At 58.1% G+C, this 1222-nt stretch carries 2 protein-coding genes; both read right to left on the bottom strand.

Going from position 1 to position 1222, the window contains the following annotated elements; translation table 11 throughout:
- Positions 1-43: 43 nt before the first annotated feature.
- Positions 44-523 carry a DUF1348 family protein gene (locus tag F6S12_RS31940; protein WP_011061545.1) on the bottom strand — a complete coding sequence of 160 codons (480 nt, stop codon included), beginning with the start codon at positions 521-523 and terminating at the stop codon, positions 44-46.
- Between the two features lie 58 nt (positions 524-581).
- Complete coding sequence (locus F6S12_RS31935; RefSeq protein ID WP_015635794.1) at positions 582-1145, bottom strand: TetR/AcrR family transcriptional regulator; 564 nt, start codon at positions 1143-1145, stop codon at positions 582-584.
- Positions 1146-1222: the final 77 nt, after the last annotated feature.

Below are 1222 nucleotides of genomic sequence, written 5' to 3'. Positions count from 1 at the left end.
TTCGCTGGCAAGCCAGCTCCTACAAGGGCGGAGGCGGTGGTGATTACAGGCCCAGTTCGCTCAGGCCCGGGTGATCGTCGGGCCGGCGGCCCAGGGGCCAGTGGAACTTGCGCTCCTGGGCCTTGATCGGCATGTCGTTGATGCAGGCAAAGCGCCGGGCCATCAAACCCTGTTCGTCAAACTCCCAGTTTTCGTTGCCGTAGGAACGGAACCAGTTGCCCGAGTCGTCGTGCCATTCGTAGGCGTAGCGCACGGCAATACGGTTGTCGGTAAAGGCCCACAGTTCCTTGATCAGGCGGTAATCCAGTTCCTTGGCCCATTTGCGGGTCAGGAACGCCTTGGCCTCTTCGCGGTTGTGGGCGAACTCGGCGCGGTTGCGCCATTGGGTATCCAGGGTATAGGCCAGGGATACCCGCTCCGGGTCCCGGGAGTTCCAGCCATCTTCGGCCAGGCGGATCTTTTCAATCGCCGACTCGCGAGTGAAAGGCGGAAGGGGCGGGCGCACTTGAGCGTTAGACGACATGATCTGTCTCCAATGAAAGTTGCTGTTCAAACAAAGAGGCTGCTCTTGTTTAAAACAATCAGAGGTCCAATAACTTTCGCGCCATGCATTGCGCATTATCAGCAGCACTGTGATTGCCCATCACAAGGGCAACGGTAATGGCGCCATCGATCAGGATCAGCAGTTGCGCTGCCAGTTCCTCAGGATGTTGCACGCCATGTTCCTGGCAAAGCTCGGTCACGTAGTCGAGCAGGTTCTGCTTGTGCCGTTTTGCTACTTGGCGCACCGGGTCTTGCGGGTCGCCGGTTTCGCCACTGGTGTTGATAAAGGCGCAGCCGCGAAAACCGGGGGTTGCGAACCAGTCCTTGAGCACGTCGAACAGCGCCAGCAGGCGCAGGGCCGGGGTCGCGGCCTGGTTCACCGTGCTGCAGAACCAGTGCATCCAGCGCTGATCGCGACGCTCCAGGGCGGCCACCACCAGCTCGTCCTTGTTGGTGAAATAGCGGTAGACGCTCTTGCGCGAGACGCCGGCGGTCTTCACCAGAAGATCCATGCCGGTGGCGGCAATGCCGTTCTGGTAGATCAGTTTCTCGGTGACATCGAGGATGATGTCTCGGGTTTCAGAGTGCATGATTTCGTTCATGTGGCGAACAGTAGAACGATCGTTCTCCTTGGTCAATTATATTTTTTGTTTTTCTTCGAAACTGGCCATTACCCTTT

Source organism: Pseudomonas sp. JV245A, from assembly GCF_032424515.1.
Classification (GTDB): Bacteria; Pseudomonadota; Gammaproteobacteria; order Pseudomonadales; family Pseudomonadaceae; genus Aquipseudomonas; species Aquipseudomonas protegens.
The sequence above is the reverse complement of the archived record's forward strand: the minus strand, read 5'-3'. Positions and strand labels throughout refer to the sequence as shown.